We start from the raw sequence: 7,494 nt of genomic DNA, 5'->3' as shown, positions 1-7,494 counted from the left end.
TCGGATTCGGTCTCATCCTGGGTCACCTTATAGGAGACGGTCACGCTGTTCCCGTCAATATCCTTCGCGGTCTCGGTTACGGTATAGTCGCGGTACTCTTCTGTATTGATGACCAGTCTGAACTGCTTGTTTCCGAGGTCCTCAAAATCGGCCAGGGTCAGTTCTTCCTTGGCCTCCTTCAGTTCCCCGTCTTTTCCGAGCCACAGGGTCTTCTGGGTCTCGCCTTCCCCTTCTGTAGTTGTGATCTCGAAGGTCAGGGCTCCGTTGTACTCGTCTTCCGTCACTTCGCCCTTGATGGTCTTCGTCAGTTCGAGGGTTCCGAGCTTCTCATAGTCATCGATCAGCTCGATGTCCACTTCCTCGCCTGCTGCCAGTTCATTGCTGTCAGTTGTGACAGATGAACTCTTCATCCCAAACCCTTGAATAGCAGAGTTCTTCTCCGTGATCGTGTAGGTTCCGGGCTCAACATCATCGAGCACGACTGTGAACAGGAAGCCGTTCTCGGCGTCTTCTGTTACTGTATAGCCAGTCGTCAGCTTGCTTAGCACTTCAAGGGACAGCTCAGTTTCAGTTTCCACCCAGCTCACTTCGCCTTCTTCACTCACCAGCAGGTACTTGCCAGTGGTCTCGTTCTGGATGGTGAAGGTCAGGGCTCCTTCTGCCTCTTCCTGGGTCACGCCTCCGGTCACGGTCTTTGTGAAGGTGAGCTTTCCGGTGGTTACAGGAACAATTTCTTCTATATATATATTCTTGTATTCAAATGACAAAGAAGAAATTTCGGAAGCAGTATCCGCCTCCACTTCCTCCGTCCCCTGTTCATAAGAAACAGAGTCAATCACAAGGACGCCGTCCTGATCCTCCACATTTACAGTAAGTTTCACAGGATCCTGTGAATACTGGATATGATCCTTTACATTGTTCTCGGCACCTTCCGGAACATTCTCTGTGATTGTGAAGACATACGAACCAGCCTTCCTGAAAGTAATATCCTTGAAGGCTGCACGTTTATTATTCGCGATGTTAGCTTTTGCGCTGGCAAGAGCTTCGAGTTTAGTTAACAGATTATTTTTTTCGCTGTCTGTCAATTCATAATCAGCAATATTGCTTTCAAAATTGCTGATATATGCGTCCAGATTGTTTACAGGAATCTCCAGTGTGATAGTACTGTTGGCGACAACACGGTAGACAGCCTGATTCACAAGGTCAGAGTCTGTATTCTCTGTATCAACAGCAATTGAAAATACAAATCCATTTTTCGGCCATTTTTCTTTTTCGACAACATGTCCTGACTGATCATTATAGGTCAGTTTCTTTGTTAGCACTGGCCCGTAGACCGGCAATTCCTTGTTTTTAAAAGTTGGCGTCGTTGTTAGCTTATCATCAACACTGTCAGCAAAAGCCTTGTCAAAATCATTATAATAGTCAACTGTAGCAACATATTTTCCTTCACTCACAAAAATCCTTTTGATTCTTGCATAAAAAACTGTATCATCAAAGGAATATGAACCATCAGCAGACTTCACCTCTGTTTCTTTTACACGATAAATGATGGGGTCTCCAGTAGGATTCTTAACAGTGTAAAAGATTAAAGAGCCGGAATTGTTTATCTCCTTTACCTTCTCCCAATACTCTTCATTGTCAATATTCTGCCCAAGTTCTTCTTTATATCTGTCAATTTCAAAAGTAAAGAGTTCTGATGAATCGGCATCGTCCCCGTTAACAGTTTTTCTTAAAGTGAGAGAAGCATTCGACGCATCCGGCATTTCTGCATAGAGTCCGTGCCATTCAAAGCACGACCAGTTTGTATCGAATCCATTCTCTCTGAGGAAGGTATTATCAGAGGTAACTGTTCCGGCACTGGCAATCCAACCTGCACCAGACTCATACTGTATTGTCAAAACAGATTCTTCTTTTGGAAGGAGGAACATTCCGCAAGCCCCACCTGTCTGGACATTTTCTGCATTTGCGCAGTTAAAAACAACAGTCTGTGCCGCGAAACCCACTTTTTCATTTACTTCAATAGTATGCTCCCTATGATCCGCACTTAAATCCCATTCTGATTGAGTAGAAAAAGGTTCCTGCCAAGAATCATCCTCATTTTTATATTGAATACGAAATGTATTAAGATCTACATTCGTAGCACTATCAAAATTGAACACTACAACCTGGTTTGGCCATTTTTTAATGTTCAATGCCTGAGGCTGTGCAAGGTATTTCAAATACCTTTCGCCATCAATATAAATTGTTGCATTCTCATCAAACCCTGTCACATCAAGATCTGCACAGGTAACATTAATTGTCTTCTCATGTTCTGAATTCAAGAAAAGTGTTGCTGTCCCCGCGTATTCCTCTATGGGAGGAGCAAAGGTATCTTCATGAGTCAGCAGTTCCTGGGAAATCTGCTTCATGTGATTGATAATCGGATTGACAATCTGATTGGAGATCTGATTGGAATCCAAATCAACTATATATCCTGGCGGAACTAAATTATCATGATTCTGTGTTTTAACCTGGCTCCTATAAAGCGGATCAATAATAATCGGAATCGCTGTCAAACTTTCATCATCTTCCAGGCGGAAGTCTTTACCTTCGTCAATAGATGCCATTGCGATTGTTCCTGGATTCCCCGCAAGGTTCGGATGGACCCACCCATAATTTCCATTCATGCAGGGATTAAATCTATTGGCTGCAAAGTTTGTCTGCAAATGTCCCTGTGGGTTAAAAAAGTCAGCGGTTACTCCATAAAGCATACCCGCTCCCATAATGGATTCAAGGTCATAATCGCGAGTAGCCGTAGCCGCTTTGATCACGAGTTTATCTGTGACTTCAGTATCATGGATATCCTCGACCCTGTCCCTGGAGTCAAAGACAAACTTGGCTGCTGCTGTTCCGTCAAACAGGGCATTCTGATCATAAACGCGGATCGAATTGGATCCGCCGCCGTTCAAAGCCGCGATCACATCTGTCTCTGCAGGTTTTGCAGCATCTGCAGCAGTTTCAACGATGTAATACTTCATCGTCTCATTGCCCGTGAAAGGATCACCGGCTGCACCGCTGGCAAGAACCCAGCTCTCATCGGGAATAACCTCACTGAAGGACCCGGTAAGTGTCATTTCATTGCTGAGAGCATACGTGTCGGGAGTAGATGCGTGCTCCGCCTTCAGAAATACATAGTATTTCTTTCCTGACGTCGCCAGTTTGTCCGTACCTTCCACATTCACAGTATATGTCTTGTTCGTGGAATTCTTCAGTGTGATGACTGATTTTATTGGCTTATTGTCCCCGTCAAACTCCTGTACATTACTGACGAAGTCATAATTTAACACGTCATCACGGCCGTTTGCGATTACGTCATTATAGGAATTCAGTTCCGTACCATCAATAGATCTGAAAATACGAGTGCTGATCGTAAAATTATCCGGATTGAATCCTGTCATCTCTCCGGTCGCTTCAAATGCAGTGTCGCAGACATTGAAGCTATTGTTTTCCAGAAGGATAGAAGTGGTTGCCGAATCATCCCACGTAATCTTCTCCAAAGCCCATGCAACTAGATTGTCGGACCCATCAGAAGGCTTCAATGTTGCCAGAAGATAATAATCATCTGTCAGATTGGGAGAATCCGGCTCACCATAGTGATCAAGGAATTTGATCTCTACCGGATAATCCTGTCCGGATTCCAATTCAGTCAGCGTAATGGTCCTGCTATGGCTTCCTGTCTCGGGCTTTTCCTCGGAACAAGACACCTGGAAGCCATCCATCATCTGCCCCTCTGCCGCCTCTCGATAAGTGCCAATCACACCATTTGCGCCGAGAGTCAATTCCCCATTTGCTTTTAAAAGCTTTACAGTAACATTTTTATTCGGTGAATAGGAAGACGCATTTTGACTACTCACTTCTATTTCTTCTTCATCGCCAATCCTATACCCTTCTGCCGGAATGTCATCCCACTTCTCCAGATAGCGGGAAATCGTTCCATCAGATTTTTCCATCTCAGAAAGGACATAATAGTTAGAAGTATCAAGTTCTGTTCCATTATTAAGTTTGACTATATCCTTTTTTACATAACATGCCGGATTCTTGACCAGCTTGACTATGCTCTTAGTGTTCGACTCGTTGACCGTAATACTTTCAACTTTAAATTTATCTTCCAAATAGGAGCCGACCGAAAAGATTTCGCCAAAATTGTAATGGGGTTCAACTGGATCATCTACATCGTCAAACATATTTTCTGAAGTGACCAGTTCCACTACTACATCATCTTCAAGTGCATATGACACAGCGTTTGGAGGCCAGAACTGCCCACGAAAAGTATCGACAAAGCCTGATTGTTTTCCCCCGTTCAGGTTCTCTGTATTCAGCTTTTCTATAAAATACCTGATATTTCCATTTGCTACATCTCCGTCCACATAAGTCTTATCATCATTATTAATGATTTTTGCAATTACATAATACGTATTCTCCAGTCCACATTTGTCATCAATGACCGGAGTCACTCCGTCATTTTCAAAAAACTGCACTTCATACTTGTAACCGCCTTTTACAGCATTTATTATGATATCCTCTGTACTGCCACTGGCGTCTAATGTCCTGGTCGCAGGTCCGGTCATCTCAAGAGTAAATGCGCCTATGTTCTGCCCATTTCTTATTTCATTATTTTCATAATTGCCAATCGCGTCTTTTGCAATTGCAAACTCTACTACTTTTCCATCATAAGGACCTGATAGATAATCACCACGATAATCCCACCAATAATACGACTGAAACTGTGCTAATGTGGCATTATTAATTGTCATAGAACATTCCGAGTTATTATCAGGCACAATTTGTTTTACATATATATAGTCATGCTTCTCTACTACTCCCCAAGACATAGTAACATTATCGTTCACATATGCCACAAGATAGTAGTTTCCGTCTAAAGAGATGCTGCTTTGGGGAATAGCATTTCCCTCATCATCGCAAAACCGCACCTTGACATTGAAGTTAATATTATTCCCGCCCGCCAGCGTCACGGCATAGGCCGAGAACGTGGGCGCGTCAAAGATGACATTTTCCGTCTTCTCGGTGAGGTTGGCCTTCCGCACACCCATGGCTTCGGGGGTAATGTTGTCGGCGATCTCGTCGCCGGTATAGAGTTTCTGCTCGCTTCCCTCGATGATATCCTGGGTCTTGTCAACATCTCCCACCAGGGCATCAGCAATAGGCAGATGAACGATCTGAATATCTTCAGTGTTCTCTGCCTTTAAGTCTTTACTCAGCTGTTTACCTTTGAACTGCATGTTAACAGAAACCGCGTTTCCGGCAGGCTGGATCTCGACATACTGTCCCTCCAGCACATTTCCCTCCTCGTCGGCCTTGGGAACAAGGAACGCAATATCATAGAGCAGTGTGTTTTCAGCATTATATTCACTGACCTCCTCGCGGGCTGCCTGTTCCGCGATCTGGTCAGAATTATTGTTCAGAGCTGTCATGTAGGCATCAAATGCCACTTTGTTCTGGTCCGCGGTGATCTGGGTCACGGAAAGAATCGCATTGTCCGGAATCGCCTCAGGATCCTGCACAACTGCGACCACTTTTATATCCTGATCATTATAAACATACTTTGTCTTTTTCTGAGTGCTGCTGTAATGCAGAAAAACGACAGTGTTTTCTGTAATGTCTTTTTTCGCAAGGGAGGTGATCTCCGCGCCGTCGATCGTTGCGCGGTCATATTTGAAGGATTCTACGTACAGCCGCTGGGTCCCCTCCACGGGCACAGCCCTGGTGACGTCTCCTTCAATGGGAGATTTGGTCAGGTCCAGTCCTTCCTCAGTTACGGGGATGCTCAGTCCTGTATAGGCTTCACTAATCGGAGTGTTGTCGTCTCCGAATACAGCTGTTACGAGCACGGAATCCGCACCCAGATTTTCTTCAGCTGTCTCAGGTGCGACCGTCAGTCCGGCTCCGGCCTCCTCTGTTCCGGTCTGTCCGGCCTCAGGTGCCGTCGTTTCTTCCAGGGTGTCCGCAGGAGGCTCATTCCCCGTTTCCTCTCCCGGCACTTCGCTGCCGTCGACAGCCTGTCCGTCCTGATTATCTTCAACATTCTGGCCTTCATCTCCAGGCACGGCTTCAGAGGAGGTATCTTCCCCCTCCTCGATCTGCTGATCCTCGTCTGTCTGCTGATCCTCATCGATCATCTGATCGTCCTGGATCTCCTGTTCTTCATCCGGATTTTCAACAAAGGATTCATCCTGATCTCCGGCATCCTCATAATTCTCAGAGTCCCCGGAGGCATCGGGATCTTCATAGTTCTCAGAACCATCAGAATCTCCGGCCTCTTCATAGTTCTCTGTGTCCTCAGGATTTCCGGCATCCTCAAAGTCTTCAGAATATCCGCCATCTTCATAGCCTTCAGGATTCTCAGCTGCGGGGGCAGCATCCTCTTCATCCGTCTGCTCAGGCATATCGATGGAGATATTGTCCTGCTCATCTCCGGTATTTTCCGGATCAGAAACGGAAGCATCCGCGGCGGCAGCTTCACTGCCCTCCGCCGTCTGCTCCTCAAACTGTTCTTCTGAGGACTGATCCTCCTGTCCCGATGCCGCGCTCTGATCACTCTCCGTCATCTCTGTGTCGGATTCCTGGATCTCGAAAGCATTGGCGGAGACCGGATCCTCACTCACGGACTGATCTTCCTCCACTGAGGCGTCTTCATTGTCCGCAGCATCCTCCGCGTCCTCATCGCCTTTATTATCGTCGGCTTCATTACCTTCATTATAGGAAGTGTCATCTTCAGCGGCTCCATCCGCAAAGTCTACTGAGACCGTATCCCCTGCGGTGACGACCACATTTTCCACAGACCCCGGATCAACATCATCGATGTTTTCCTCCGTGATGTCTGCGGCAAGGACATTTCTGGCGCCCGCTCCAAAAGAGACGAGCGACGAACATGCCGAACTCTGTGAGTCGATGACCAGCATCGCTGTCAAAAGCATTGCGAATACCCGTTTCATCTGTGCTCTCATGACAAACCTCCTGTTGTAAAATAATGCAGCACTACGTGACCCCCTGAACGTTATAACTGTCCTGACAGTCCATCCGTCCAGGTCGAAAATTTCAAATAAACCTGATCAAATAAACCTGATCAAAATCTCTTCGACTTTCCTTTTTCAAATATAGGATTCTATGGTCTTGTATTGATTTTTTAATGTAAACCGTCCTGAACAGGTAAGATGCAGCAGTCTGGACTATTGTGCAGAACATATAAATCCAACTGGGCATAGATACACAAAGATATACAAATATACTATATCATCGCCTACGCAAAAAAAGCGTCAATAGATTGTCAAAGATGTTCACAATTTCGTCACATGCAAAAGAAAGCCAGCCTGAGGTAAGGTAAGGTCAGCGCCCGGGCGATTATAAATCTTCGTTTTTTCAATACGATTTCAAAGCGGTTAAGATTGTTTTAAAATGATTTTCAAGAGGCGCGCAGACAGGAACTGCGGATTGACA

1 protein-coding gene is annotated in these 7,494 nt (G+C 45.5%); it reads right to left on the bottom strand.

Going from position 1 to position 7,494, the window contains the following annotated elements:
- Positions 1-7,004: hypothetical protein (locus BLT02_RS13185; RefSeq protein ID WP_139187621.1), on the bottom strand; the 7,004-nt coding region annotated here is incomplete at its 3' end.
- Positions 7,005-7,494: the final 490 nt, after the last annotated feature.

The sequence above is a fragment of the Sarcina sp. DSM 11001 genome (assembly GCF_900101015.1).
Lineage (GTDB): Bacteria > Bacillota > Clostridia > Lachnospirales > Lachnospiraceae > CAG-791.
This window is presented reverse-complemented; position numbering and strand designations above follow the sequence as displayed.